This window comes from Klebsiella sp. 141198 (assembly GCF_050600785.1).
GTDB lineage: Bacteria > Pseudomonadota > Gammaproteobacteria > Enterobacterales > Enterobacteriaceae > Klebsiella > Klebsiella aerogenes.
Genome location: NZ_JAQIRM010000004.1, coordinates 398,388 through 424,798, shown reverse-complemented (window position 1 = coordinate 424,798; position 26,411 = coordinate 398,388). Strand labels below are relative to the sequence as shown.

21 protein-coding genes and 7 tRNA genes are annotated in these 26,411 nt (G+C 54.3%); 2 read left to right on the top strand and 26 right to left on the bottom strand.

Going from position 1 to position 26,411, the window contains the following annotated elements; all coding sequences use genetic code 11:
* Positions 1 to 39 precede the first annotated feature (39 nt).
* The 4 genes from nadD to leuS are packed head-to-tail and all read right to left on the bottom strand — an operon-like array spanning position 40 to position 4,901.
* Positions 40 to 690, bottom strand: coding sequence for a nicotinate-nucleotide adenylyltransferase (gene nadD, locus PGR10_RS15930; RefSeq protein WP_162750181.1), 651 nt, complete (start codon positions 688 to 690; stop codon positions 40 to 42).
* Entirely contained in the window at positions 683 to 1,714 is a 1,032-nt protein-coding gene (holA, locus tag PGR10_RS15925; protein ID WP_430923758.1) for a DNA polymerase III subunit delta, read from the bottom strand. The genes nadD and holA overlap by 8 nt, the downstream gene beginning before the upstream one ends.
* Positions 1,714 to 2,304 carry an LPS assembly lipoprotein LptE gene (gene lptE / locus PGR10_RS15920; RefSeq protein WP_087860239.1) on the bottom strand — a complete coding sequence of 197 codons (591 nt, stop codon included), beginning with the start codon at positions 2,302 to 2,304 and terminating at the stop codon, positions 1,714 to 1,716. The genes holA and lptE overlap by 1 nt, the downstream gene beginning before the upstream one ends.
* A gap of 14 nt (positions 2,305 to 2,318) precedes the next feature.
* Positions 2,319 to 4,901, bottom strand: coding sequence for a leucine--tRNA ligase (gene leuS, locus PGR10_RS15915; RefSeq protein ID WP_430923757.1), 2,583 nt, complete (start codon positions 4,899 to 4,901; stop codon positions 2,319 to 2,321).
* A 226-nt stretch (positions 4,902 to 5,127) separates the two neighbouring features.
* Between leuS and PGR10_RS15910 the strand changes: the two genes are divergently transcribed.
* Entirely contained in the window at positions 5,128 to 5,610 is a 483-nt protein-coding gene (locus tag PGR10_RS15910; protein WP_430923861.1) for a zinc ribbon-containing protein, read from the top strand.
* A 44-nt stretch (positions 5,611 to 5,654) separates the two neighbouring features.
* On the opposite strand, the gene PGR10_RS15905 is transcribed toward PGR10_RS15910, so the two are convergent.
* The 11 genes from PGR10_RS15905 to miaB form a co-directional block, all read right to left on the bottom strand.
* Entirely contained in the window at positions 5,655 to 7,448 is a 1,794-nt protein-coding gene (locus PGR10_RS15905) for a filamentous hemagglutinin N-terminal domain-containing protein (protein WP_430923756.1), read from the bottom strand.
* A gap of 39 nt (positions 7,449 to 7,487) precedes the next feature.
* Positions 7,488 to 9,161 carry a ShlB/FhaC/HecB family hemolysin secretion/activation protein gene (locus PGR10_RS15900; RefSeq protein WP_213317392.1) on the bottom strand — a complete coding sequence of 558 codons (1,674 nt, stop codon included), beginning with the start codon at positions 9,159 to 9,161 and terminating at the stop codon, positions 7,488 to 7,490.
* 363 nt (positions 9,162 to 9,524) lie between these two features.
* Positions 9,525 to 10,250, bottom strand: a complete 726-nt coding sequence (locus PGR10_RS15895) for an amino acid ABC transporter ATP-binding protein (protein ID WP_015367722.1) — start codon at positions 10,248 to 10,250, stop codon at positions 9,525 to 9,527.
* Positions 10,250 to 10,924, bottom strand: a complete 675-nt coding sequence (gene gltK / locus PGR10_RS15890) for a glutamate/aspartate ABC transporter permease GltK (protein ID WP_045381494.1) — start codon at positions 10,922 to 10,924, stop codon at positions 10,250 to 10,252. The genes PGR10_RS15895 and gltK overlap by 1 nt, the downstream gene beginning before the upstream one ends.
* Positions 10,924 to 11,664, bottom strand: a complete 741-nt coding sequence (locus PGR10_RS15885) for an amino acid ABC transporter permease (RefSeq protein WP_087860236.1) — start codon at positions 11,662 to 11,664, stop codon at positions 10,924 to 10,926. The genes gltK and PGR10_RS15885 overlap by 1 nt, the downstream gene beginning before the upstream one ends.
* A gap of 163 nt (positions 11,665 to 11,827) precedes the next feature.
* On the bottom strand, positions 11,828 to 12,739 hold the full coding sequence (locus tag PGR10_RS15880; protein WP_087860235.1) for an amino acid ABC transporter substrate-binding protein: 912 nt from the start codon (positions 12,737 to 12,739) through the stop codon (positions 11,828 to 11,830).
* Between the two features lie 427 nt (positions 12,740 to 13,166).
* Entirely contained in the window at positions 13,167 to 14,705 is a 1,539-nt protein-coding gene (lnt, locus tag PGR10_RS15875; protein WP_308957912.1) for an apolipoprotein N-acyltransferase, read from the bottom strand.
* A gap of 22 nt (positions 14,706 to 14,727) precedes the next feature.
* Positions 14,728 to 15,606 (bottom strand): CNNM family magnesium/cobalt transport protein CorC, encoded by an 879-nt coding sequence (gene corC / locus PGR10_RS15870; protein WP_015704743.1) that lies wholly within the window; start codon positions 15,604 to 15,606, stop codon positions 14,728 to 14,730.
* Positions 15,607 to 15,764: 158 nt separating this feature from the next.
* Positions 15,765 to 16,238 (bottom strand): rRNA maturation RNase YbeY, encoded by a 474-nt coding sequence (gene ybeY, locus PGR10_RS15865; protein WP_087860233.1) that lies wholly within the window; start codon positions 16,236 to 16,238, stop codon positions 15,765 to 15,767.
* Complete coding sequence (locus PGR10_RS15860; RefSeq protein WP_087860232.1) at positions 16,235 to 17,281, bottom strand: PhoH family protein; 1,047 nt, start codon at positions 17,279 to 17,281, stop codon at positions 16,235 to 16,237. The genes ybeY and PGR10_RS15860 overlap by 4 nt, the downstream gene beginning before the upstream one ends.
* A 156-nt stretch (positions 17,282 to 17,437) precedes the next feature.
* Positions 17,438 to 18,862, bottom strand: a complete 1,425-nt coding sequence (gene miaB, locus PGR10_RS15855; protein WP_045381508.1) for a tRNA (N6-isopentenyl adenosine(37)-C2)-methylthiotransferase MiaB — start codon at positions 18,860 to 18,862, stop codon at positions 17,438 to 17,440.
* A gap of 170 nt (positions 18,863 to 19,032) precedes the next feature.
* On the opposite strand from miaB, the gene ubiF reads away from it, so the two are divergent.
* Entirely contained in the window at positions 19,033 to 20,208 is a 1,176-nt protein-coding gene (gene ubiF / locus PGR10_RS15850) for a 3-demethoxyubiquinol 3-hydroxylase (RefSeq protein ID WP_430923755.1), read from the top strand.
* Positions 20,209 to 20,322: 114 nt separating this feature from the next.
* Here ubiF and PGR10_RS15845 read toward each other — a convergent pair.
* The 11 genes from PGR10_RS15845 to nagA form a co-directional block, all read right to left on the bottom strand.
* Positions 20,323 to 20,397: transfer RNA gene (locus tag PGR10_RS15845), tRNA-Gln, on the bottom strand.
* 35 nt (positions 20,398 to 20,432) lie between these two features.
* Positions 20,433 to 20,507 (bottom strand) — tRNA-Gln (locus PGR10_RS15840).
* 45 nt (positions 20,508 to 20,552) lie between these two features.
* Positions 20,553 to 20,629: transfer RNA gene (locus PGR10_RS15835), tRNA-Met, on the bottom strand.
* A gap of 23 nt (positions 20,630 to 20,652) precedes the next feature.
* Positions 20,653 to 20,727: transfer RNA gene (locus PGR10_RS15830), tRNA-Gln, on the bottom strand.
* Between the two features lie 36 nt (positions 20,728 to 20,763).
* Positions 20,764 to 20,838, bottom strand: a tRNA-Gln gene (locus PGR10_RS15825).
* Between the two features lie 23 nt (positions 20,839 to 20,861).
* Positions 20,862 to 20,946: transfer RNA gene (locus tag PGR10_RS15820), tRNA-Leu, on the bottom strand.
* Between the two features lie 8 nt (positions 20,947 to 20,954).
* Positions 20,955 to 21,031, bottom strand: a tRNA-Met gene (locus tag PGR10_RS15815).
* A 226-nt stretch (positions 21,032 to 21,257) separates the two neighbouring features.
* Positions 21,258 to 22,922 (bottom strand): asparagine synthase B, encoded by a 1,665-nt coding sequence (gene asnB / locus PGR10_RS15810; RefSeq protein WP_015367711.1) that lies wholly within the window; start codon positions 22,920 to 22,922, stop codon positions 21,258 to 21,260.
* Between the two features lie 279 nt (positions 22,923 to 23,201).
* Positions 23,202 to 23,954 (bottom strand): HAD-IIA family hydrolase, encoded by a 753-nt coding sequence (locus PGR10_RS15805; protein WP_045392984.1) that lies wholly within the window; start codon positions 23,952 to 23,954, stop codon positions 23,202 to 23,204.
* Positions 23,955 to 23,999: 45 nt separating this feature from the next.
* Positions 24,000 to 25,220 (bottom strand): DNA-binding transcriptional regulator NagC, encoded by a 1,221-nt coding sequence (gene nagC / locus PGR10_RS15800; RefSeq protein ID WP_087860229.1) that lies wholly within the window; start codon positions 25,218 to 25,220, stop codon positions 24,000 to 24,002.
* Positions 25,221 to 25,228: 8 nt separating this feature from the next.
* Positions 25,229 to 26,377, bottom strand: a complete 1,149-nt coding sequence (gene nagA, locus PGR10_RS15795; RefSeq protein ID WP_015367708.1) for an N-acetylglucosamine-6-phosphate deacetylase — start codon at positions 26,375 to 26,377, stop codon at positions 25,229 to 25,231.
* Positions 26,378 to 26,411: the final 34 nt, after the last annotated feature.

The following is a 26,411-nucleotide window of genomic DNA, read 5'->3' as shown; positions in this document are numbered from 1 at the left end:
GGAACTCGCGTAGCGTAACGATATCCCCGTAGCGGGTTCTCAGCAATAGAGCTTCTGCTGGTGAATGTAGTCCAGCACGGCTGCAGGCAGCATATCGGCGCAGGAGACGCCCTGCTGCAGACGCTGGCGAATCAGCGTAGCGGAAATATCGAACCACGGGGTTTCCGCCAGATAGATAGCTCCGGCGGGGCGGTTATGTAACTGCTCGACGTCGTGGGTGAGATGTTTATCGAGCCATTGCTGATCTTCTTCACGCTTCATCGCCAGTGGATATCCCGGGCGGCGGCAGACGATCAGATGGGCGTTATCGAGGATCGTGGCGTAGTTATGCCAGGTGGGGAAGGTCAGCAGCGAATCCTGGCCGATGATAAACGCCAGCGGCCGCTCGGGACCCTGTTCCTGCCGCCACTCCTGCAACGTTTGCGCCGTCCATGAGAGGGTATCGCGTCGCAGCTCGCGCTCGTCGAGGACAAACAGCGGTTTATCCGCAATCGCCAGCTCGAGCATATGTACGCGCTGGGCGCTGGTGGCCTCCGGCTGCGGACGATGCGGCGGGACATTATTGGGGACGATAATCACCCGGTTAAGACCGATCTGGTTAGCCAGAATTTCTACCGGCTTCAGGTGGCCATAATGCACCGGATCGAAGGTGCCGCCGTACATCGCCTGCAACTGAGTCATATCAACTATCAATGAAAACGTCTGCCAGCGCTTTATGGCAGAGCAGTAACGAAAGACTTTCCAGCTCGGGCCATATTGACTGGCCATAATCTTGTTTGAAGGTGAGCTCGGCGCGGGTTAATAACGTGACGGCCTGGCGTAGTTGCTCGGCGCTGAGGCGCGTGAGCGCGTCGCCAACCAGTTGACGGCGGTTCTGCCAGACCCGGTGTTTATCAAACAACGTGCGTAGCGGCGTATGTGCCGACTGGCGCTTCAGGTTCACCAGCAGCAGCAGTTCGCGCTGCAACGTACGCAACAAAATGGCGGGTTCGCAGCCCTCAAGCCTCAACTGCTGCAGGACGTGCAGTACGCGCTTGCTTTTGCCGGCCAGCAGGGCATCGACCCAGTGATACGGCGTGAAGTGGGCGGCATCATTCACCGCCTGTTCAACGCGAGGCAACGTCAGCTTGCCGTCAGGCCACAGCAGCGAGAGCCGCTCCAGCGCCTGCGCTAACGCCAGCAGGTTACCTTCATAGCAGTAGCACAGCAGCTGGCTGGCGGCGTCATCTAATTGCAGCTTGTTCTGTTTAGCGCGGGCGGCCAGCCAGCGCGGTAGCTGCGCATATTCCGGCGTCTGGCAGCTGACCTGTACGGCGCGACTGGCAAGCGCGGTCACCCATGCTGCATTTTCCTGGGCTTTGGTAAGCTTGTTGCCGCGGACAATCAGCAGCAAATCTTCATGCAGCATACCGACCAGCGTGGCAAGCTGTTCGTTAATCGCCGCATTCGGGCCGTTTTCCGGCAGAATAAGCAGAAGCGTCTGGCGACTGGAAAAGAGGCTCAGCGCCTGACTTAAAGAGAAAAGGGCGGGCCAGTCGGTGCTGGCATCGATGGTCGCGGTGTGATGTTCGGTAAAGCCCTGAGCGGCCGCGGCTTCGCGGATCGCATCCTGGCTTTCCTGTAACAGCAATGGATCGCTACCAAGCAATAAATACGCCGCGCGCAGCCCTTCAGTGAGCTGCGCGCGGAGTTGTTCCGGGTACAACCGAATCATCAGTTACCCAGCGTAGTGGAGACGCGGTTGCCAGAGGTCGAGGTGGCCGGGGTTCCAGACACCGGCTGCTCAGCCTCTTTGGTGGCTTCGACATCCGCAACATGCACGCTCGGCAATTTGCGGATCAGTTGTTCCGCGGCCTTGTCGTACATCTCTCGAACAATCATGTCCTGCTCGGCATCTTTCGCCAGCGCCGCCTGCGGGTTATCGAAGAACGAACGATAAACCTTGGTATTGATTGGGTAAATGTCATGACCCGGTATCAATACGGTGGCGTTAACGGTCAGCACCATCTGGTATTCAGCAGTACGACCATCCTGGAAAATGGATGCCGTATCTTTCTGAATGGATGAGTTACCCAGACGCAGGGACGGAACGTCCTTACGCAGCGTATCGGCATCGATCAGCTCGACGCCATTCAGACGCAGCTGATTGCGTACCGCACGGCTTAACGGACCATTCGGATCGCTTGACTGGAAAATCATAGTTTTCATTGTGGTTGGAACCTGCGTATTGCTACGCAGATGCCAGCCGCAACCGGCGGTGATTAACACCGCCAGAGATAACAGCATTGTTGCCAGATATCGCACGCTTCCTCCCGCGCTTAGCCAACGACCAGATTGAGCAGTTTGCCCGGAACGTAAATCACTTTACGTACGGTCACGCCTTCAAGGTATTTTGCGACCAGATGTTCCTGGCCTGCACGTTCACGAACCTGCTCTTCGGTTGCATCTACCGCAACGGTAATTTTACCACGAACTTTACCGTTTACCTGGACGACGACCAGAGTCGTGTTTTCAACCATTGCACTTTCGTCCGCTACCGGCCACGGCGCATTATCGATATCGCCTTCGCCGCCCAGTTCTTGCCACAAGGTGAAGCAGGCATGCGGGGTGAACGGGTTGAGCATACGTACCACGGCCAGCAGAGCCTCACGCATCAGCGCGCGATCCTGTTCGCCTTCCTGCGGCGCTTTCGCCAGTTTGTTCATCAGCTCCATCACCGCGGCAATGGCGGTATTGAAGGTCTGACGGCGGCCGATGTCATCGGTCACTTTGGCAATCGTTTTGTGCACGTCGCGACGCAGCGCTTGCTGATCTTCGCTGAGGCTTGCCATGTCCAGGGCGACAGCCGGACCCTGAGAGGTATGCTCGTAAACCAGTTTCCAGACGCGTTTCAGGAAGCGGTTTGCACCCTCTACGCCGGATTCCTGCCACTCCAGGGTCATTTCAGCCGGAGACGCGAACATCATGAACAGACGTACGGTATCCGCGCCATAACGTTCAACCATAACCTGCGGGTCGATACCGTTGTTCTTCGACTTGGACATTTTGCTCATGCCGGTGTACACCAGCTCACGACCCTGCGGATCGAAGGCTTTGACGATGCGGCCTTTTTCATCACGCTCAACGGTGGCGTCAATCGGTGATACCCAGTTACGCTCGCCGTTTTCGCCGACGTAGTAGAACGCATCGGCCAGTACCATGCCCTGGCACAGCAGCTGTTTGGCTGGCTCATCGGAGTTCACCATACCGGCATCGCGCATCAGCTTGTGGAAGAAGCGGAAATAGAGCAGGTGCATAATGGCGTGTTCGATACCGCCGATATAGATATCCACCGGCAGCCAGTAGTTCGCGGCATTCGGATCCAGCATGCCTTTATCGTACTGCGGGCAGGTATAGCGAGCGTAGTACCAGGAAGACTCCATAAAGGTGTCAAAGGTGTCGGTTTCACGCAGCGCCGGCATGCCGTTAACGGTGGTTTTCGCCCACTCAGGATCGGCTTTGATCGGGCTGGTGATGCCGTCCATAACCACGTCTTCCGGCAGGATAACCGGCAGCTGATCTTCCGGCGTCGGCATCACGGTACCGTCTTCCAGGGTCACCATCGGAATTGGCGCGCCCCAGTAACGCTGGCGGGAAACCCCCCAGTCGCGCAGGCGGTAATTCACTTTGCGCTCGCCAACGCCCATCGCGGCCAGTTTGTCGGCGATGGCGTTGAAGCCCGCTTCGTAATCCAGGCCGCTAAATTCGCCGGAGTTGAACAGCACGCCTTTCTCGGTCAGGGCCTGCTCTGAGAGATCCGGTTCAGAACCGTCGGCGGCGAGGATTACCGGCTTGATGTTCAGGCCGTATTTGCTGGCAAACTCGTAGTCACGCTGGTCGTGACCCGGAACGGCCATCACCGCGCCGGTGCCGTACTCCATCAGCACGAAGTTCGCCGCCCATACCGGGATGGCTTCGCCGGTCAGCGGGTGAATAGCTTTAAAGCCGGTGTCGACGCCTTTTTTCTCCATTGTCGCCATGTCAGCTTCGGCAACTTTGGTGTTACGGCATTCGTCGATAAAGGCGGCCAGCGCCGGATTATTAGCCGCAGCCTGCTGCGCCAGCGGGTGACCCGCAGCGACCGCCAGGTAGGTGCAGCCCATGAAGGTATCCGGGCGGGTGGTGTAGACAGTCAGCTTATCGGCGTAGTCGTTGACGTCAAAGGAGATTTCTACCCCTTCAGAGCGGCCGATCCAGTTGCGCTGCATGGTCTTAACGGTGTCAGGCCAGTGATCCAGATTATCCAGATCGTTGAGCAGTTCGTCGGCGTAGGCGGTGATTTTAATAAACCACTGCGGGATCTCTTTGCGCTCAACTTTGGTGTCGCAGCGCCAGCAGCAGCCGTCGATAACCTGTTCGTTAGCCAGCACGGTCTGATCGTTCGGGCACCAGTTGACCGCGGAGGTTTTCTTGTATACCAGGCCTTTTTTATACAGCTCGGTGAAGAATTTTTGCTCCCAGCGGTAGTATTCCGGGGTGCAGGTCGCAATTTCACGGCTCCAGTCATAGCCGAAGCCCAGCTTTTTCAGCTGGTTTTTCATGTAAGCGATGTTGTCGTAAGTCCACGGAGCCGGCGCGGTGTTGTTTTTCACCGCTGCGCCTTCCGCAGGCAGACCAAACGCATCCCATCCGATCGGCTGCAGGACGTTTTTGCCCAGCATGCGCTGATAGCGCGCGATGACGTCGCCGATGGTGTAGTTACGCACGTGACCCATGTGTAGTCGACCAGAAGGATAAGGAAGCATCGACAGGCAGTAATACTTCTCTTTGCTCTCGTCTTCAGTTACTTCAAATGTACGATTTTCGTCCCAGTGAAGCTGGACTTTCGATTCTATCTCTTCCGGGCGGTATTGCTCTTGCATGGCAGCCAGTGGTCCTGTTTTCAATACAGCTACAAAATGTAGCCAATGGATGTGTTGTTTCAGATCGGCATAGCATAGCCCAAACGTCCACGTCAAAACAGCCTTTCGCACATTAACATCGGCAAAAGCGACGTAGAATTTTTCGCGACTCTGTGGCGCGGCTGGCAATGCAAACCGCTGATAACGTCTATTATTAGAAGCAGTTAATCACACCGGAGGCGAAATGATGAACAAGGTTGCTCAATATTACCGGGAACTGGTCTCCTCGCTCAGTGAACGGCTGCGCAATGGAGAGCGTGACATTGACGCGCTGGTGAAGCAGGCGAGGGAGAAGATAGTCCAGGCCGGCGATCTGACGCAGAGCGAGGTTGAATCACTGATCGCGGCGGTAAAGCGCGATTTAGAAGAGTTCGCCCGCAGCTACGAAGAGAGCCATGAAGATGATAGCGACAGCGTCTTTATGCGGGTGATCAAAGAGAGCCTGTGGCAGGAGCTTGCTGATATTACGGATAAAACGCAGCTTGAATGGCGCGAGGTATTCCAGGATTTGAACCACCATGGCGTCTATCACAGCGGAGAAGTGGTGGGCCTTGGCAACCTGGTGTGTGAAAAGTGCCACTACCATCTGGCGGTATACACCCCGGATGTGCTGCCGCGCTGCCCGAAATGCGGGCATGACCAGTTCCAGCGGCAGCCATTTGAGCCGTAAACGCTAAAGCAGCGATGCGCATTGCGCTGCGCATCGCTGAGTCATTACAGAACGGTATTGATTTCCGCAATCTTAAAGTATTGATATCCGCCCATCTCGCTGGCGTATTTGTATGAGGAGTTGAGGATCATCTTGTCGGCATAGATAGTGCCGACGTCGCAGGTACTCAATTTTAACCAGCCGCAGCCGCGACCGCCGTTAACTACCTTTTTAGCCGTCATGGTTAAGGTGCCGTTCGCCTGCAGTAAATAGTAATTGTAAATATTCGCTTTATTCTGCGTATCCAGCAGCAGATCGCCGGTGCTGAAGATGGTGCCTTCATTTACGATATCAAATCTGGATGTGATTGAAATGGTGTCACCTTTTATGGATCCCGTATTGTTGACCGGACCATGATCGGTAGTGATAGTCGCCGCCTTTATCGCGCCATTATTATTCAACCAATAGCTATGGGCGGTAAAAGCGTCTGTTGCTGTCATTTTGCCGTCAGTGCTCTGCGCCAACGTGCCGTCGGTTTGCATATCGATATTTGCGCCGCTAATACTGCCTAAGTTGTAAATCTCACCGGTGTTGAGGGTGCTGTCCTGATTTAACGATTTCACGGCGACATTACTGGTCGCGGCGATGGTTCCGGTATTTTTAAAATTAGTACCAATAAAATTCAGCGCGACGTTTTTACCGTTAATCGTACCGGCATTGGTGAAATTACCTAGCGAGGTAGCGGTAATCTGCGCATCCGAGGTGATTTTCGCGCCGGCGTTGTTGGTTATTGCCCCGTTGCTGGCGGCCACCAGGCTGGACGTCGCGCTAATCGTTCCGCTGTTCTGTAAATTGCCTGCGGCACTCAGAATTAATTGTTTAGTGGAACTGATACTGCCCTTACTGCCGTTAGTGAGTGCGCCGTATGTGGTGATTTTCGTCAAGTTTTTAGTCGTCAGCGTACCGTTATTCGTGAAGTTACCGGAGGCGGCGATGCTGGTGAGAAGGCCATTGCTGGCGATGGAGCCATCGTTGGTCAGTAATCCATTGTTGGTGATAGAAAGCGTCGAGTTGGCGGTGATTGACCCTTTGTTACGCACGCCAAAGCCCAAATTGTTGCCGACCATACTGATACTGTTGGCTTTAATGCCGCCCAGGCTACTGATATCAATGCTGTATACCGGGCTTATCATTTGCAGGACGGTAGCGCTTTTACCTGCGCTAGTCATGGCGCCCGTGCTGTTGTCGAAGGTGAAGTTACCGCCGCCGACCGTGGCGTTACCTGCGTTGACCATGCCATTGATGGCGACGGCATCAGCCAGCAATGCGGCATAGCTGGTGGTGGCATCCATGCCCTTTTCGCCAATAGTAATTTTGCCATCGGTGATGGTATAGCTGCCGATAGCGCCTTCATCGGTCATATTGACCTGGCCTGTGGTTAATACCGCCTTGTTGGTATTAACGAAACTACAACCAGAGCAGGTAATGCCATTGGGGTTGGCAATCACGACATCGGCTTTTAGTCCGGCGACCTCAATAAAACCATTCAGGGAACTGGCTTTATTTGAAGTGACTTCATTGAGGATCACCGATGCGCCGCCGTTGGTCAGATTATTGTTTTTAGCAATATTGCCAAAAGTCGCGTGATTGATATCGCTGTCGCTGTTGTTGAGTATTAATCCATTGCTACCTACGTTAAATTCGCGATACAGATTGTGCGAGACGCCGGAGGCGTTAGGGGCTTCAATATCTACAACCGTTGCTCCTGACAGATGGGTGTAAGTCGTTGGGTCGGCGTACGCTATCGTAGAACTTAACGCCGCTGCTAACGCAACATAGGTTAATTTAAACTTAAACATGAATTTATTCCTTTAAATATGATTGATAATACGTGGGTTTTAATACTTCCATTTCAATGCGAAGCCCAGATTAAGTGAGTCGCTCTGAAAGTTATCCGGTTTACTTAGCGGCGTGCCGATAAAAAGATCATATTGTGTGAACAATAGCTTGCCACGTAATCCGCTAACCGCACCTGAAATAACTTTTCCTTGCCGATATTGTTCACTGCCAATAATACGACCAATATCTAATCCTAAATAAAATTGCTGTTCCGGGCCGGCGATATCCCAGATGAAATCATTACTCCAGTACCAGCCCTGATTGCCGGAGAGAGTATATTCGCCATCAAATCCACGGACCGTCCAGCGGTTGCCAATATTAAATTGGTTGTCCGAAGAGAGGATGTCCGGGCTATATTGCGCATTAACATGCGGTGCGTAACTAAATTTATCGCCGGTTACATCGAATTTCATCAAAGCCTGTAAATCGGCATGTACGACACGTGAACGCTTACTGAACAGGCCCGCTTTTTCTTCGGGCGTGGCGACGGAGCTTAGCCACGGAAGGCGGCGTTGCAGCCCCAGGCTGGCGGCGACGACTTTTTTATCGAAGTAGCGTTGTTGGCGGAGCGTCAGCTCCCATGTCGGGTTCTGTTTGCGCATCACCCCGAGCTCCTCTCCGCCAAAGTAGTAATGTGATGAGCTTTTGGCGATGCGTAAATCCAGCGACGTTTGCTGTTGACGAGTATGTGACAGGAGCCGCGACAGCGTCGCGCTGTAGTAGCGGTTTTTACTTTTATAGTCCGTTTGCGACCAGGCGCCTTTGAACAATTGCCTATATTGACTCTGCGAACCGTAAAGACTTAATGCCCAGTAGCCGAAAGGGATCGAATAATACAGACTCCCATTCTGGTTGCCGTCATTATGCTGATTAAATTCAATATCGCCGCCGCCGGAGACATAGAATATATCGTTGAGCGTGGTGATATCATAAAGATAGAGCGCGCCGCCGGCCTGATAGCGGCCGCTGGCGCGGCTGCCGGCATCATCCATCCAGGCGCCGACCTGCCACTTTTTATCCAGACGCCGCGTAAGCTGCAGATTGCTTTCCGCCTCTCGCTGTCCCGGCAATATTTGCATATTCGCTGAGCTTCCCGGCAGGCGACGCAGGTTTTCCATCCCCTGTTCGAGATCGGAGAGGCGCAGAATATCTCCCTTGCTGGCGGGGATATTGTTCCAGATGCTGGTGGTTTGCTCACTTGCGGTTGACCAGAGTATTTCACCGATTTTGCCATAAGCCAGCTCGAGCCTTAATGTCCCTTCCGCCAATGATTGTTCCGGGATGGTCACCAATGAAGTGATATAACCCCGGGCGATTAACTCATTTTGTAATGCCATGGCGAGATGCTGAATGCCGTTAATCCCCAGACAACGATGCAGAGCCTGAGCTGTAAGGTTGTCCAGAAGCTGATGAGTGAGCTTCGGCTCGGCAGAATCGATATAAATATTATTGATGAGCCTGCAGTTTTCTTCCTCCGGAAAGGTGAGCGTTTGCCGGTCGGTATTAATTTGTGAAGCCTGGGCGGCCTGATGCTGTGGCGTCAGCGCCGCCTGACGCGCTTTATCCTGCTCGTTTTGATTCGTTGTGGCCGAGGCAATGGTGTTGGCAATAGCCTGATGCTGGCATAATAATAAAATTAGTAGAGCGTGAAGCAGATTGTGTTTATTAAACATGAAGCAAGATCCATTTGTTTCATTGAGTGTGTATGCCGTTGTTTAAGCGCGCTCAAGGCGTGGCGTAATTAAGCCCATAGGGTCATCTATAAAAATATTATTTTTATTGTTGATAATGTTATGTAGAGACGTATTTCCTGAGGTCGTTTTTAAAGGGGGGTATGTTAGCGGTGGCGGTAACGCTTAGCCATGCGAAGGAAACTGAATTTTATATGAATTAAACTAATTTAGAATGTGAATTATTAGGCGAGGAGGTTGAATTATTTATTTGCCTGATAGAAGGAAGCTTAAAATAAACCACTAATATATGTATGCAAATACCGCAGGGGAAGAAAGCGCGCACATGACGTGCGCGCTGGGATTTTAGTGCAGGATTTTGGCAAGGAAATCTTTAGCGCGTTCTGATTGTGGGTTGGCAAAGAAGGCTTCTTTATCGACATCTTCGACAATTTTACCTTCATCCATAAAGATGACCCGGTTGGCTACTTTACGGGCAAAGCCCATTTCGTGCGTCACCACCATCATAGTCATACCTTCGTTAGCCAACTCAACCATGACATCCAGCACTTCGTTGATCATCTCCGGGTCAAGCGCTGAAGTCGGCTCATCGAACAGCATCGCAATCGGATCCATGCACAGCGCGCGGGCGATCGCGACACGCTGCTGCTGGCCGCCGGAGAGCTGCGCCGGATATTTTTCCGCATGCGCCGCCAGACCCACGCGTTCCAGCAGCTTAAGTCCCTTTTTACGCGAAGATTCTTTATCGCGATTGAGAACCTTAATTTGCGCCAGCGTCAGGTTGTCGATGATCGACAGGTGCGGGAACAGTTCAAAGTGCTGGAATACCATACCGACGCGGGAACGCAGTTTAGCAAGATTGGTTTTCTTATCGTTAACCTGAGTGCCATCAACGATAATTTCGCCTTGCTGCACCGGCTCAAGGCCGTTAACGGTTTTAATCAGCGTCGATTTACCGGAGCCAGACGGCCCGCAAACTACCACCACTTCGCCTTTTTTCACTTCGGTGGAGCAATCGGTCAGCACCTGAAAGTGACCATACCATTTCGAAATATTTTTCAGGGTAATCATTACACAGTCCTTTTCTTCAACCAGCTGACCAACAGCGATGCGCTGAGACTAAATACAAAATAAACGGCGCCTGCGAACAGGATCATTTCCACTTGGGTTCCGTCGCGTTCGCCGATAGTGGAAGCGGTACGGAAGAAATCGGCCAGGCTCAGGACATACACCAGCGAGGTATCCTGAAACAGGACGATACCTTGGGTTAACAGCAGCGGGACCATTGCGCGGAAGGCCTGCGGCAGAATCACCAGCTTCATCGATTGCCAGTGGGTCATCCCCAGCGCCAGCGCGGCGCTCGACTGACCGCGGGAAATACTCTGGATCCCGGCGCGAATAATTTCCGAATAGTAGGCCGCTTCAAACATTGAAAATGCCACCATCGCCGAAATCAGGCGAATATCGGTTTTCGGCGACAGTCCCAGCACGTTTTGCAGGAAGCCGGGAACAATCAGATAGAACCACAGCAGCACCATCACCAGCGGAATCGAGCGGAAAACGTTAACGTAGGTCTTGGCGAACCACGCCAGCGGCAGGAAGCTCGACAGGCGCATCACCGCCAGAATCGTACCCCAGACGATACCGAATATAATCGCCGTGACGGTGATTTTCAGCGTAATGACCAATCCTGCCAGCAGGTAGGGCATGGAAGGGACAATTGAACTCCAGTCAAAATCGTACATTATTTGCCTCCCATATTGCCCGGCAGACGAACTTTACGTTCAACCACGTACATCACCAGCATAATGACGGCGTTGATGAAGACATAGGCGAGGGTGATCGCGGTAAAGGATTCCCAGGCGTGGGCAGAGTAATCCAGCAGCTTGCCGGCCTGCGCCGCCATATCCGCCAGGCCGATGGTAGAAGCGATGGCCGAGTTTTTTACCAGGTTCATCATTTCCGAGGTCATCGGCGGCACGATAACGCGATAGGCGTTCGGCAGCAGCACGTAGCGATAGGTTTGCGGCAGGGTCAGCCCCATCGCCAGGCCGGCATTTTTTTGCCCGCGCGGCAGAGACTGTATCGCGGCGCGAACCTGTTCGCAGACGCGGGCAGCGGTAAACAGCCCGAGGCACAGCATTGAGGAGACAAAGAACTGGATATTGGGATCCAGCTCTGACTTAAACCACATGCCGATGTTTTCCGGCAGAAATTCCGGAATAACAAGGTACCAGGTGAAAAACTGTACGATCAGTGGAACGTTGCGAAACAGCTCGACGTAGCAGGTGCCGATCCCGGCTAACCAGCGGTTAGGGACGGTACGCAGAATGCCGAACAGCGAGCCGACAAGGAAAGCGATAATCCAGGCGCTAATCGACAGCGCGACGGTAACCTGAAAGCCGCTCCATAACCAGCCTAAGTAAGTCGTGTTGCCGAACGGGGCGGGTTGTAGGAATATTCCCCAGTTCCAGTCTATTGACATAAATAAACTCCAGAAAAAAAAGGGTAGCAGCGCTACCCTCGAAGATTGTTGCCCTGCTTGTTTCGGTATTCGCGGCGGCTGGGGAACGACCAGCCACCGTATAGTCTGTCCGTGCGAAGGCAACAATCGGGAGGGCTACTTAGTCGAGCCCCTGTTTTTTTAATTAGTTAAGAGCTTTGTCATTCGGTGATTTGAACAGCGCCTTCATGTCTTCTGACAGTTCGAAGTTCAGGTTCAGATTTTTCGGCGGAATCGGGTTCTTGAACCACGTGTCGAACCATTTTGCCGCTTCGCCGGAGGTCTGCGCCTGGGCGACGGTGTCATCGACCAGCGTTTTGAACGATGCGTCATCTTTACGCAGCATGCAGCCATAAGCCTCTTTTGACTGCGGCGTACCGACGATTTCCCAGTTATCCGGTTTCTTCGCTTTTGCGCGCTCGCCGGCCAGCAGGGCATCGTCCATCATAAAGGCTACCGCGCGGCCGCTTTCCAGAGTGCGGAAGGAGTCGCCGTGATCTTTCGCGCTGATGATGCGCATGTTCATTTTCTTCTCGTCGTTCAGCTTATGCAGCAGCACTTCCGAGGTGGTACCGGAAGTAACGACTACCGCTTTGTCTTTCAGATCCGGGAAGTCTTTAATCGGGCCGCCTTTTTTCACCAGCAGACGAGTGCCGACGACGAAAATGGTATCGGAGAAGGCGGCCTGCTTCTGACGCTCAAGGTTGTTGGTGGTGGAACCACACTCGAAATCATAAGTGCCGTTCTGCAGCAGCGGGATGCGGTTCTGCGAGGTGACTGGAATCAGTTTCACCTGCAGGTCGGGTTTGTTCAGCTTTTTCTTGATGGCTTCAACGATAGCGTTGGAGTAATCCTGAGAGTAACCCACCACTTTTTGTTGGTTATCGTAATAGGAGAATGGTACTGACGATTCGCGGTGGCCGACGACGATCACCCCGTTTTTGGCGATTTTATCCAGCGTGCTCTGACCTGCGGCCGGGGCGGCATCTTCAGCGTGCGCCAGACCGGCGGTCACTCCCATGACCAGCATTGCGGCGGCCAGTTTACGTAATTGCATATCCAACTCCTTATCTTTAACGCCAGGGACGCTAGTGATACCCATTGTGATTGTGTGTATGTGTTGTTATTCCTGCCGGCACTGCGGTAAGGCGGCGCTTTCGGGAATCGTCTGCAATCTTAAAGTGCAGTATTTGTATGAGCTTGTTAGCATTTAGTTTGGCTTAATGTAAAGATTTTGATGCTTTATTGTTTATTTTTGCGAAGTGCTCCGCACCATTTGTGGGCAAAAATGGGTTGTTGCACCAACCTGGCGCGAAGTGCGAACGCTTTCGGTGCAACCCCGGTACAACCGCGGTCAAAATCGTCTACAGGGGGAAATTAAGCAATGGGCGTGCCAGATTGGCGCAAGGGAGCGTAAAGCTGGGAAGAGTCACCGGCGACAAACGCCGCCGGGAGTTGGCCGGGCGGCAGCCCGGCGGAGAAGGTTAGCGACGACGCTGGCGCAGGCTCATCACCAGCGCGGCAAAGCCGAAGAGGGCGGTTAACGCCCACAGCGGCCAGTTGCCGGTACGGGCATACGGCGTCAGGCCGGTGGTTGGCGTGACCTTAGTGGTCAACACCGCGCGGGTAAACTGCGGGATCATGTCCTGAATTTCACCACGCGGGCCGATAACGGCGGTAATACCGTTGTTGGTGCTGCGCAGCAGCGGGCGCGCCAGCTCAAGCGCGCGCATCCGCGCCATCTGGAAGTGCTGCCATGGGCCAATTGACTTACCAAACCACGCATCGTTGGAGATGGTCAGCAGATAATCGGTATCCGGGCGGAAATTATCGCGGACCTGTTCGCCGAGAATAATTTCGTAGCAAATTGCCGCCGTAAGCTTCAGGTTATGCGCCACCAGCTGCGGCTGCACGTAAGGTCCGCGGCTGAACGAGGACATCGGCAAATCGAAGAACGGCGCCAGCGGGCGTAAAATCGACTCCAGCGGTACGAATTCGCCGAACGGCACCAGATGGTTTTTGTTATAGCGATTGCTCGAGTCGTAGCTGTACGGGTTATCTTTACCCAGCGTGATGATGGTGTTGTAGGTATCGTAGCGGTTTTGTTTATTGAGCCGCGCATCGACAATACCGGTAATCAACGAGCTATTTTTTGCCCGCATCAGGTCATCAACCATGCTAAGGAAATGCTGCTGATTGATTTCCAGATCCGGAATCGCCGACTCCGGCCAGATAATCAGCTGCGATTTACCCATATGCGGCTGGGTGAGATCGAGATAGGTTTTCAGGGTGTTTACCAGCTGGTTTTCATCCCATTTCATCGCCTGCGGAATATCGCCCTGCACCAAAGAGACTTCCGTCGCCCGTTCAGGCAGCAGTTGATACCACTGGATATAACGCAGCGGGAAGGGCAGGGCAAACAGCACCATCGCCACCAGCAGCGGTTTCCAGTGACGCTGTACGACTGCCAGCGCCAGCAGGCCGCTGACCATCATCAACAGAAAGTTTATCGCCTCAACGCCCATCACCGGCGCCAGCCCCTTCAGCGGGCCGTCAATCTGGCTATAGCCGAACTGCAGCCACGGGAAACCGGTCAGCACCCAGCCGCGGAGAAATTCGGTAATTTGCCAGATGACAGGCGCGGCGATGGCCAGACGGATCCAGTTGGTTTTCGGCCACAGCCGCGCGAGGATCCCGGCGAACAGACCGGTATACAGCGATAAATAGGCCGCCAGCAAGGCAACGAGGAAAACGTTAACCGGGCCCGGCATGCCGCCGAACTGCGCGATGCTAACGTAAACCCAATTGATGCCGGTACCGAATAGCCCCAGCCCCCAGAAGTAGCCAATCCACGCGCTTTGTAGCGGGCGACGGTTGAGAGTGAGCGCCTGCAGGCCAAACAGCGAGACAATTGCCGCCGGCCAGAAGTCGTAAGGTGAAAAAGCCAGCGTTCCGCTGGCTCCGAATAACAGCGCCAGCAGCAGACGTACGCGCTGGCGTTCAAGTAAAGAGGCAAATACCATTTAGGTTAATCGTCCCGTTAAATTAGTCTTCCAGCTTCGGCTGCGGCGCATCATCAGGAAGCTTTACATGGACCTGAATGATACGTCTGCTGTCAGCCATTGCGACCTTGAATTGGTAACCATCAATGTCAATCGACTCGCCGCGGGCCGGGAGATGACCAAAGGCCTGCATCACCAGTCCGCCGATGGTATCGACCTCTTCATCGCTGAAGTGGGTACCGTAGGCTTTATTGAAGTCTTCAATCGAAGCCAGCGCGCGTACCGTCCAGGTATGACGGCTTAGCTGGCGAAAATCGATATCTTCCTCTTCATCGTATTCGTCTTCGATTTCGCCGACGATAAGCTCAAGAATATCTTCGATAGTTACCAGGCCGGAGACGCCGCCGAACTCGTCAATGACGATCGCCATATGATAACGTTGCGAGCGGAACTCTTTCAGCATGCGGTCAACCCGCTTGCTTTCAGGCACGACAACCGCCGGGCGTAACACTTTTTCCATGCTGAAAGCTTCGGCGTCGCTGCGCATAAACGGCAGCAGATCCTTAGCCATCAGAATCCCTTCAATGTGATCTTTATCTTCGCTAATGACCGGGAAACGCGAGTGGGCGGATTCGATGATGACATCGAGGCATTCGTCCAGCGTCTGGTTGCGTTTCAGGGTAATCATTTGCGAACGCGGGATCATAATATCGCGGACGCGCTGGTCGGCGATATCCATTACCCCTTCGAGCATGTCGCGCGTATCTTCATCGATAAGCTCGTTCTGCCCGGAGTCACGGATCAGCGCCAATAATTCATCACGGTTTTTCGGTTCACCGTGGAAAAGTTGGCTGAGTAAGAGGGAGAAAAATCCCTTTTTGCTGTTTACTGTGTCACTACTGTGTGAATTGTCGTCGCTCATGGCGTCGTATGGGTTCTCGTGTTGATTTAATTGTCGCTCGTCGCGCGTAAACTCAGCGTCGTACGGCATGTTTCGCCTGATGGCGCTACGCTTATCAGGCTTGGGATACGCATGAATGTAGGCCGGATAAGGCGCTCGCGCCGTCATCCGGCAAGTTACTATTCAGCAATCTTCTCGGCAATGTACGGATCCTCATAGCCCAGAGCAAGCATTATCTCTGTTTCGAGGCCTTCCATTTCTTCCGCTTCGTCGTCTTCGATATGATCGTAGCCCAGCAGGTGCAGGCTACCGTGCACGACCATGTGCGCCCAGTGGGCCTCCAGCGGTTTTTCCTGCTCTTTGGCTTCCTGTTCAACCACCTGGCGGCAGATGATCAGATCGCCGAGCAGCGGCATCTCAATGCCCGGCGGGGCTTCGAAGGGGAAGGAGAGGACGTTAGTCGGCTTATCCTTGCCGCGATAGGTCAGGTTCAGCTCGTGGCTTTCGGCGACATCGACCAGGCGAATCGTTAACTCTGACTCTTCCTGGAACTGCGGGATGACGGCATCCACCCAGCGTTGAAAGAGGGCTTCGTCCGGTAGTCCGCCGGTGTCTTCGCAGGCCAGCTGTAAATCGAGAATCACCTGACTCATTTTTGCTCCTGTTCCTGGGCTTCGCGTTTGCGCTCGGCGGCCAGTTCTGCTTTACGTTTTTGTTCGGCTTCTTCCCATGCCTCATAGGCATTGACGATGCGGGCGACTACCGGATGGCGCACCACGTCTTCGCTGTGGAAGAAGTTGAAGCTGATTTCATCGACTTCCGCCAGCACTTCAACGGCGTGACGCAGGCCTGATTTGGTATTGCGCGGCAGGTCGATTTGGGTAACGTCGCCGGTGATAACCGCTTTCGAGTTAAAGCCGATACGGGTCAGGAACATCTTCATCTGCTCGATGGTGGTGTTCTGGCTTTCATCGAGAATGATAAAGGCGTCATTCAGCGTACGCCCGCGCATGTAGGCCAGCGGCGCGACTTCAATGACGTTACGCTCAATCAGCTTCTCAACTTTCTCAAAGCCGAGCATCTCGAACAGCGCGTCATACAGCGGGCGCAAATACGGGTCAACCTTCTGGCTTAAGTCGCCCGGCAGGAAGCCGAGCTTCTCGCCTGCTTCGACCGCCGGACGGGTCAGCAGAATACGGCGAATTTCCTGGCGCTCCAGGGCATCTACCGCCGCGGCAACCGCGAGGTAGGTTTTACCGGTACCCGCAGGCCCGACGCCAAAGGTAATGTCGTGGTCGAGGATATTGGCGATGTACTGCGCCTGGTTTGGCGTACGCGGTTTGATGACCCCGCGTTTGGTTTTGATATTGATGGCCTTGCCGTATTCCGGCACGCTCTCGGCGCTTTGCTCGAGCACCCGGGCTTCTTTAATAGCCAGGTGGATTTGTTCCGGTTCAATATCCTGAATCTGGCCGCGCATTGGCGCGGTATCAACATACAGGCTTGTCAGAATATCTGCCGCGGCGTGTACGCAGATGGCGCGGCCGGTCAGTTTAAAATGATTGTCGCGGCGGTTGATCTCAATACCCAACCGGCGCTCCAGCTGTTTGATGTTGTCGTCAAACGGGCCGCACAGCCCTAACAGGCGGGCGTTGTCCGCTGGCTCCAGGGTAATTTCACGGGTTTCTATGTTCAAACTGTTCCTCTTATTACGCGTGTTGCCGGAGGGCGTTCGTCATCCGGCCAATAAGGAAATTATTCACGTCACGGGAATATGGCGCAAGCATTGCTGTAGATATAGGGGCGAGGAGGGGAAATACAAGGCCTGTCGGAACCGACAGGCCTGCGGGGATTACGGCTGATAGATGCCGACGCCCAGATCGTTTTCTTTACGCGTACGCGCAATGACCGATTCCGGCGATTCCACGACGCGCAGCCCCATCTCGTCTTCGGTGCGGACAATTTTGCCGCGCAGTGAGTTAGTGTAGACATCGACGATTTCCACGTCGACGAATTTACCGACCATATCCGGCGTACCTTCGAAGTTCACCACGCGGTTGTTCTCGGTGCGCCCGGAGAGCTCCATCAGGCTCTTACGCGACGTGCCTTCTACCAGAATACGCTGGGTGGTGCCGAGCATGCGGCGGCTCCACGCCATCGCCTGTTGATTAATACGCTCCTGCAGAATGTACAGGCGCTGTTTTTTATCGGCTTCAGAGACATCGTCGACCATATCCGCCGCCGGGGTGCCCGGGCGGGCAGAGAAGATAAAGCTGTAGCTGACGTCAAAGTTAACCTCGGCAATCAGCTTCATGGTTTTTTCGAAGTCTTCCGTCGTTTCGCCCGGGAAGCCGACGATAAAGTCGGAGCTAATCTGAATATCCGGGCGCGCTTCGCGCAGCTTGCGGATAATCGCTTTATATTCCAGCACGGTGTGGGTACGGCCCATCAGGTTCAGTACGCGATCGGAACCGGCCTGCACCGGTAAATGCAGGAAGCTCACCAGCTCAGGGGTATCGCGATAGACCTCGATGATATCGTCAGTAAACTCAATCGGGTGGCTGGTGGTGAAGCGAATACGGTCGATACCGTCGATGGCGGCGACCAGACGCAGCAGATCGGCAAAGTTGCCGGTCGTGCCGTCGTAGTTTTCGCCGCGCCAGGCGTTCACGTTCTGCCCGAGCAGATTGACTTCACGCACCCCTTGCGCCGCCAGTTGGGCGATTTCAAACAGAATATCGTCGCACGGGCGGCTTACTTCTTCACCGCGGGTATAGGGCACCACGCAGTAAGTGCAGTATTTGTTGCAGCCTTCCATGATGGAAACGAAGGCGGTCGGCCCCTCGGCGCGCGGTTCCGGCAGGCGATCGAATTTTTCGATTTCCGGGAAGCTCACGTCGATAACCGGTTTATGGTTGTTGCGCACCGCGTCGATCATCTCCGGCAGGCGGTGCAGCGTCTGCGGGCCAAAAATAATGTCAACGTAATGGGCGCGCTGGCGAATCAGCTTGCCTTCCTGGGAGGCGACACAGCCGCCGACGCCGATAATCACGCCGGGTTTTTTCTCTTTCAGCAGTTTCCAGCGGCCAAGCTGATGGAACACTTTTTCCTGCGCCTTCTCGCGAATTGAGCAGGTGTTGAGCAGCAGCACGTCCGCTTCTTCGGCCACTTCTGTGAGTTGATACCCATGGGTGGCATCCAGCAGATCGGCCATCTTGGATGAATCGTATTCGTTCATCTGACAGCCCCAGGTTTTAATATGGAGTTTTTTTGTCATCGACTTGCTCATGCTCAATTATAAAGACGGGTATAAGTTAAGAATTAGAATTCGTTTGCAGGGTACGCATTGTAATGCTTTGGTTGCCACCTGACCAGTGCGACCACGATCCCCCGCAAGGCGCAAAAAATCCGGTAAACTTAAGGAAATCAGCTTTAAGGATAATTGCCATGACAATTCATGCAACAGATATCGCCATTGTCGGCGGCGGAATGGTCGGCGGCGCGCTGGCGCTGGGGCTGGCGCAACACGGGTTTTCGGTGACGGTGATAGAAAAACACGCGCCTCCGGCCTTTGATGCCGCTGCGGCGCCGGATATGCGTATTTCGGCGATCAGCGCATCGTCGGTCGGCTTGCTCAAAAGCCTCGGCGTCTGGGAGGCGGTGCGCGCTATGCGCGCGCATGCTTATCGTCGTCTTGAAACCTGGGAGTGGGAAAGCGCGCACGTTGACTTTAATGCCGCCGAACTGAAGCTGCCTGAGCTTGGCTATATGGTGGAAAATAACGTGCTACAGCTGGCGCTGTGGCAGGCGCTCGAAGCCCATCCGCAGGTGACCTTGCGGGTTGGCGTGACGTTAAGCGAGCTTAATCGTGAGCCGCAGGGCGTTTCGCTGCGCCTGAGCGATGAGAGCGTTTGCACGGCGCAACTGGCGATCGGCGCAGACGGCGCGAATTCTCAGGTGCGCGAACTGGCCGGCATCGGCGTTCAGGCGTGGCAATATCAACAATCCTGTATGCTAATTAGCGTGCAGTGCGCCGACGATCCCGGTGATAGCACCTGGCAACAGTTTACCCCCAGCGGGCCGCGCGCCTTCCTGCCGCTATTCGATAACTGGGCGTCGCTGGTGTGGTACGACACCCCGGCGCGCATCCGCCAGCTGCAGGGGATGTCGATGTCCCAACTGCAGCAGGAAATCAGCGCGCATTTTCCGAAACGTCTGGGCGGCGTGACGCCGATGAGCGCCGGCGCCTTCCCGTTAACCCGCCGTCATGCATTGCAGTACGTGCAACCGGGACTGGCGCTGGTGGGGGACGCTGCGCATACCATTCATCCGCTGGCGGGGCAGGGGGTTAACCTTGGCTATCGCGACGTTGACGCGCTGCTGGATATTTTGGCGGAAGCCCGCGGGCGCGGGGAAGCCTGGTCCAGCTTGCCGGTGCTGAAGCGCTATCAGGCGCGGCGTCGGGCGGATAACTTTATTATGCAATCCGGCATGGATCTGTTCTATGCGGGCTTCAGCAACGATTTAGCGCCGGTACGCGTGTTACGTAATATTGGCTTGATGGCAGCCGAACGTGCTGGAGTATTAAAGCGCCAGGCATTGAAGTATGCACTAGGGTTGTAAAGGAGCTTTTGCCGATGGGGGCTGCAGACTGAGGTTTTGCAGTACCTACATCGGCAATGTGACTATCCGCAGAAAGCAAAAAAGCTCACCGAAGTGAGCTTTTTTGTGAATAAGTGGCTGGGGTACGAGGATTCGAACCTCGGAATGCCGGAATCAGAATCCGGTGCCTTACCGCTTGGCGATACCCCAACAGGCTGCGTTCACAGAGGAACGTCTTTTGAATTTGGCTGGGGTACGAGGATTCGAACCTCGGAATGCCGGAATCAGAATCCGGTGCCTTACCGCTTGGCGATACCCCAACAAATTTTTACGGATTTACCGATGTTAACCGATAGTCCTGAATATGGTGGCTACGACGGGATTCGAACCTGTGACCCCATCATTATGAGTGATGTGCTCTAACCAGCTGAGCTACGTAGCCAAATTGTCATGCTGTTTCTTCGATGGCTGGGGTACCTGGATTCGAACCAGGGAATGCCGGTATCAAAAACCGGTGCCTTACCGCTTGGCGATACCCCAATACCGTCGCGGCTAACCGCAAATATCGAAGAAATATGGCTGGGGTACCTGGATTCGAACCAGGGAATGCCGGTATCAAAAACCGGTGCCTTACCGCTTGGCGATACCCCATCCGTGCAACGCTTTTTGGTGAATGGTGCGGGAGGCGAGACTTGAACTCGCACACCTTGCGGCGCCAGAACCTAAATCTGGTGCGTCTACCAATTTCGCCACTCCCGCAAAAAAGATGGTGGCTACGACGGGATTCGAACCTGTGACCCCATCATTATGAGTGATGTGCTCTAACCAGCTGAGCTACGTAGCCATCTTTTTTTCGCGTTACCTTATCGGCGTTGCGGGGCGCATTATGCGTATTGGGCCTGCGAGCGTCAACCACTTTTTCAAGGAAAATCGTCGTAATGTGACTGTTTGGTTAGGTTGCGAACAGCATGGTGCAATAATCGGCAAGAATTGATTATTTATCGTTTTTATTTGCCAAATTCGGCATAAAAAAAACGGACCCCGTAGGGTCCGTTGTTCGCCAGAATGGCTTATTTATAAGCTGACTGGTGCACGCCGACCGCGCGTCCTGATGGATCGTTCATGGTTTTGAACGCTTCATCCCACTCGATGGCTTTCGCTGAAGAGCAGGCGACGGACGGGCCGCCGGGTACGCATTCCGCCGCGCTTGGCAGCGGGAACAGCTCTTCGAAGATCTCGCGGTACAGATAGCCTTCTTTAGAGGTCGGCGTGTTGTACGGGAAGCGGAAGCTTGCCGTCTCCAGCTGCTGGTCGCTAATCTGTTTTGCCGCCACTTCTTTCAGCGTATCAATCCAGCTATAGCCCACGCCGTCGGAGAACTGCTCTTTCTGGCGCCAGGCGACGCTGGCTGGCAGATAGGACTCAAAGCATTCGCGCAAAATATGTTTTTCCATTTTGCCGTTGCCGCACATTTTATCCTGCGGGTTGATGCGCATCGCCACATCGAGGAATTTCTTATCGAGGAACGGCACGCGGGCCTCTACCCCCCAGGCAGACATCGCTTTGTTGGCGCGGGCGCAGTCAAACATGTGCAGCGCCTGCAGTTTACGCACCGTTTCTTCATGCAGTTCTTTGGCGTTCGGCGCTTTGTGGAAGTAGAGATAGCCGCCGAAGACTTCATCGGAACCTTCGCCAGAGAGCACCATTTTAATGCCCATGGCTTTAATTTTACGCGACATCAGGTACATCGGCGTCGAGGCGCGAATGGTGGTCACGTCATACGTTTCGATGTGATAGATAACGTCGCGGATCGCATCCAGCCCTTCCTGCACCGTAAAGTGAATTTCGTGATGCACGGTGCCGAGGTGGTTCGCGACTTCTTGCGCCGCTTTCAGGTCAGGGGAGCCTTCGAGGCCGACCGCGAATGAGTGCAGCTGCGGCCACCAGGCTTCGCTGCGCTCCTGATCTTCAACGCGGCGGGCGGCGTATTTTTTGGTAATGGCCGAAATCACCGACGAGTCCAGGCCGCCGGAGAGCAGCACGCCGTAAGGTACGTCGGACATCAGGTGGCTTTTTACTGACTCTTCCAGCGCCTGACGCAACTCGTTTTTATCCGTGACGTTGTCTTTTACCGCGTCGTAGTCGAACCAGTCGCGCTGATAGTACTGGCGAATTTCGCCATCCTGGCTCCACAGGTAGCTACCCGCAGGGAACTCTTTAATGGTGCGGCAGACCGGCACCAGCGCTTTCATTTCAGAGGCGACGTAGAAGTTGCCGTGCTCGTCGTGGCCCATATACAGCGGGATAATACCGATATGGTCGCGGCCAATCAGGTAAGCGTCTTTCTCGCTGTCATACAGCGCGAAGGCAAACATCCCCTGCAGTTCATCGAGGAACTCAGGCCCTTTTTCCTGGTACAGCGCGAGGATTACTTCACAGTCGGAACCGGTCTGGAACTGGTAGCGATCGCCATATTCGGCGCGCAGCGCCTGGTGGTTGTAGATTTCACCGTTGACCGCCAGCGCATGGGTTTTTTGTTGGTTATAGAGCGGCTGGGCCCCGGCGTTGACGTCGACTATCGACAGACGTTCGTGGGCGAGAATCGCTTTATCGCTGGCATAAACGCCGGACCAGTCCGGTCCGCGGTGGCGCATCAGGCGGGAAAGTTCCAGTGCCTTTTTACGCAGTTCGCCTGCGTCAGTTTTGATATCCAGTACGCCAAAAATAGAACACATAGCCTTCTCCGTTACCCTGTCTTGTAGTGATGTTGTGCAGACCTCGTCTCTTGCAAGGTCTTAGTGCGTGTTAAAGAAAATGCCGTAAAGGAGAGTGGGGCGCAAGAGATTTACCGGCTGAAAAGTAAAAAGTGCAATACTGATTGCCGGATGTTGAAAAATGAGTATGTTTAGCGCGGCTTTATTGATGATTGTTTAGTGGTAAGCCATTTTCATTAGATGAATCTATTTTTGGCAGCACCAAAAATAAAAAACCACGTCCTGGGACGTGGTTTGGGTTCAAAAAACGTCGATTTCGGCGACCGATGGATAAATCCACGACGGGCGGAACGGCATGCTATCGATATCATCCAGTGTGGAGACTCCGGAGAGCACCAGAATGGTCTCAAGGCCCGCCTGGAAGCCGGCGAGGATATCGGTACGCAGGTTATCGCCGACGATCACCGTTTGCTCGGAGTGGGCCTGCATTTTGTTAAGCGCGGAACGGATAATCCACGGGCTCGGCTTACCGACATAAAACGGTTTACGGCCGGAGATTTTTTCGATTCCCGCGCAGAGCGCGCCGCAGGCAGGGTAGTAGCCACGGCCGTGGGTATCCGGGTTGGTAGCGATGAAACGCGCGCCGTTGGCGACAAAGAAAGCCGCTTTATGCATCATTTCCCAGTTAAAGGAGCGAGTCTCGCCAACGATGACGAAATCAGGGTTAACGTCGGTGATGGTGAAGCCGGCCTTATACAGTTCGTGGATGAGCGCGCCTTCGCCAACCACATAGGCTTTTTTACCTTCCTGGCGACGCAGGAAATCAGCGGTGGCCATGGCGGAGGTGTAGAACGCGGTATCCGGCACTTCGATACCGGCGGTGGCGAAACGGTTGGCCAGGTCCTGGCCGGTTTGCGAAGGATAGTTGGTCAGCATCACCAGCGGCATGCCTTTATCCAGGATGCGTTTGATAAATTCAGCGGCGCCGGGAACAGCCACGTTATCGTGCATCAGCACGCCGTCGATATCACAAATTACGTTTTGAATGGTCATGGACAGTCCAACATCATTAACGAAAGGCGAAACTATAAAGCTGGATTAGCTTTCCAGCAAATGCTGTAGCAGGATGCCGTTGAGCATCGCGCGCTTGACCAGCGCGAAGGCGCCGATGGCCGAGCGGTGATCGAGCGTCGAACGTACCACGGGCAGGTTTTTACGAAACGCTTTCAGCGCCTGGCCGTTGATACAACCTTCAATGGCCGGCAGCAGCACCTTTTCCGCCTCGACGATTTCGCCGGCAATCACCACTTTTTGTGGGTTAAACAGATTGATGGCGATGGCGATGGTTTTACCCAGATGACGACCAACGTATTCGATCACTTCACAGGCCAGCGCATCGCCTTTATTTGCCGCTTTGCAGATGGTTTTGATATTACAGTCATCAAGCGTGATACGGCTTTGATAGCCCTGCTCAAGCAGATGACGGACGCGGTGCTCAATGGCGGCGTTCGCGGCGACGGTTTCCAGACAGCCGAAGTTGCCGCAGTGACAGCGTTCGCCTAATGGGTCAACCTGGATATGGCCAATTTCACCGACGTTACCGTTACGGCCGATAAAAATACGCCCGTTGGAAATAATGCCCGCGCCGGTACCGCGGTGTACGCGCACCAGGATGGAGTCTTCGCAATCCTGGCTTGCGCCAAAATAGTGCTCGGCCAATGCCAGACTGCGGATATCGTGGCCGACAAAACAGGTGACGCTAAAGCGTTTTTCCAACGCGCCGACCAGCCCCCAGTTCTCGACCTGAATATGCGGCATATAGCGGATAACGCCGCTTTCCGGATCGACCAGCCCCGGCAAAATGACCGAAATGGCGATAAGCTCGCGGATTTTGCGCTGACAATTTTCAATAAAGGTGGCGATGATATTCAGCAGCGCGTGCTCGAGGGTTTCCTGGGTACGCTCCGGCAGCGGGAAATGCTCTTCTTCCAGCGTCTTACTGCTTAAATCATAGAGGGTCAGGGTGGCGTCATAGCGGCCAAGCCGCACGCCGATGGCGTTGAAATTGCGGGTCTCAGCAATGATAGAGATGGCGCGGCGCCCCCCGGTGGAGGCCTGCTGATCGACTTCTTTGATCAGGCCGCGCTCAATAAGCTGACGCGTAATTTTGGTTACGCTGGCAGGGGCAAGCTGACTTTGTTCCGCTATCTGAATGCGCGAGATGGGACCATGTTGGTCAATCAGCCGATAGACGGCCGCGCTGTTCAGCTGTTTTACCAGATCGACGTTACCAATTTGAGCTTGTCCGCCTGCTGTCATACTTTTACTTACTCAGTGACGACCTCGTTACCATTAACGATGGTCTTGATGATTTTATAATCGCGGCTGAAAGCGGTCAGGTTAGCGACCATACCCGGCGCAATGCTGCCGAGCTGCTTGTCCACGCCAATCGCGCGCGCCGGGTAGAGCGTCGCCATACGCAACACTTCGTCCAGCGCCACGCCGCAATGTTCAACGAGGTTACGTACCCCTTCAATCATGGTCAGCGAAGAGCCGCTGAGGGTGCCGTTTTCATCCACGCACAGACCATTGCGGTAGTATATTGTTTTACCAGCAAAAATGAACTGGTCAATATTAGCTCCTGCCGGCGCGGTGGCGTCAGTCACCAGGCACAGTTTATCGCCTTTCAGGCGTTTAGCGTTACGCACGTTGGCGTAATCGACGTGCATACCGTCGACGATGATACCGCAGTAGACATCCGGCTCGTCGAAAATGGCGCCGGCCAGGCCTGGTTCGCGACCGGTAATATATGGCATGGCATTATAAAGGTGCGTCGCAAAAGTGATACCGGCGCGGAAACCGATTTTCGCCTCTTTCAGCGTAGCATTAGAGTGGCCTGCCGAAACGACGATGCCGGCGGCAACCAGTTTACGGATCACTTCCGGTTCGACGCGTTCAGGGGCCAGCGTCACTTTGGTGATAACGTCGGCGTTGTCGCACAGGAAGTCGACCAGCGCGGCGTCCGGTTTACGCACGTAGTCCGGGTTGTGAGTGCCTTTTTTAACGATATTCAACCACGGCCCTTCCAGATGCAGACCCAGCGCCTGGTTCGGGTGTTTTTGCAGGTATTCGCGCATCACGCGAATGCCTTGCTTCATCAGGTCATCGCTGGAGGTAATCAGCGTCGGCAGGAAGTTGGTGCAGCCGGAACGTTCATTCGCTTTCTGCATAATTTCCAGCGTTTCGACGGTGACCGCATCCGGACTATCGTTGAACTGCACGCCGCCGCAGCCGTTCAGCTGGACGTCGATGAAACCGGGGGCAATAATCGCGCCGTTGACCGAGCGTTGCTCAATTTCAGACGGCAAATCAGCCAGCGGACAGAGACGTTCGATACGGCCATTGGCGATAACAACCGCATGGTCATCGAGAATTTCATGACCGGTGTAAACCCGGCCCTGGGTTAATGCATACATTACGACCCCCGGTATATACGCCCCACCAGCTCAA